This is a genomic window from Clostridium tarantellae (assembly GCF_009295725.1).
Taxonomy (GTDB): Bacteria; Bacillota; Clostridia; order Clostridiales; family Clostridiaceae; genus Sarcina; species Sarcina tarantellae.
In genome coordinates this window covers 1-1,684 of the sequence record NZ_WHJC01000466.1, presented here as the reverse complement: position 1 = coordinate 1,684, position 1,684 = coordinate 1, and the positions used below count along the sequence as shown (strand labels likewise).

The following is a 1,684-nucleotide window of genomic DNA, read 5'->3' as shown; positions in this document are numbered from 1 at the left end:
ATATATAATATTAATATCTAACTCTTCCTCTTTCATGTTATTAATAGGCTTATTTAGTTTTTCATTGTATATGTTATCTACATCAACTTTTTCAAACCAAAAATGATTTCTAAAAGCTTCTTTTATAGAACTTTCATATTTCTTTCTATCTATTGGAACAAGAAGATTTAAAACATTGTCATCATAAATAATTTGGTCTTTAATAGATTTATTATCAATTCCTTTAATAGGATTAAAATTAAAATAATTTTCACTAACAGTTATTTTAGATCCTCCTGGACTAGCCTCAACAGGATATCCCTTGGTCTCATTTAATTCATAAACATACTTATCATCAACTTTATTATAATTCTCCACATTACAAATGAATCCATTATTTGATTTAATTAGTTCATTCATAACATTTGCAATTTTTTTTGCGTTTTGTAATTCTATATTATAATCACTTCCTGAAGCATTTAATGTTGTTTGATAAATATTTTCGGTTTTCGTCCAAGTTGATAAATTATTAAGTTTAAGATTTACTAATTTATATATATTTACTGTGTTTACCAACAAGACAAAAAACACTATTGTAAATACAAATTTAGTGAAATATTGTATGAAAGTGACAGCTTTGTAGCTTTTCTTTCCCTTTAATATAGTCATAAAATTTTGCTTTTTAATAGCAAAATATAATAACAAATAAAAATAAAAGCTATAAACAAAAATAAATATAATTGTTGGTATTAATAATACATATAAGAATATCTTCATGTTTACATGAACAAATAACATGTTCATAATAGCTAAAATAATAAAAGAAAAAACAGCTGATAAAAATAATGATCTTATCATCTTAGATGTAAGTTTAAAACATATTTTACCATTACTATAACCATGTATTTTATATATATAGGATGTTTTAATAATTTTATTTACATAGAATGCAGTTACCAATAATATGCTTAAAATTACACATGGTAAAACAATCAAAGTCATCATATTATTTGCAAGTGAATATGTAGAACCATTTAATAATGCTGTTATGATACTAGAGTTATTATTAGTTCCCATAATATGTACTCTTAAAATATCATTATTAATATTTAATATTTCATTTATAACATTATTAACAACAGTACTATCAGTACTAGATATACTATACAATCCATATATAGTCATCTTATCAATATTATTCATACCTTGAATAATTACATCATTATCTCTAGATAACTTTTCAATTATACCCACTTGTTTATTACTATCATATTTTTTATCTGCTATATATTCATCAGTCTCTATACTTGGAAAAACACCTTCTTCTAAGTTTATTTTATTATTTAAAGTAAAATCTGTTGAATAAACTAGTAATCTATTTTCTTTTGTATAAACTTTTTTAGTTATATAAATATTATTATTTTGTGCTATATTAGTAAGCTTAGTACCAAAATTTTTAATATTATTTGCTCCATCAAAACTAATCATAATATCTGTTGAATTATTGTTAAAAACATCATTAATTCTAATATTCTCTATTAATTGTATTCCAAATATAGATATAATAATAATTTGTAAAGCAAATAAAATTGATATAATTTTTTTCATAACACTCCCCCCTACTTAATTTAACCCTAATTATTCATGAAAAAATAAAAATCATAATAGATATGGCTTAAAATAATGCTTTTCTACAAAAAAAAAT

General features: G+C 21.6%; 1 protein-coding gene. It reads right to left on the bottom strand.

The genetic code is table 11. From position 1 onward, the window contains the following. On the bottom strand, nucleotides 1-1,587 hold a 1,587-nt coding region (locus GBZ86_RS15625), incomplete at its 3' end, for a hypothetical protein (RefSeq protein ID WP_152892194.1). Nucleotides 1,588-1,684 lie beyond the last annotated feature (97 nt).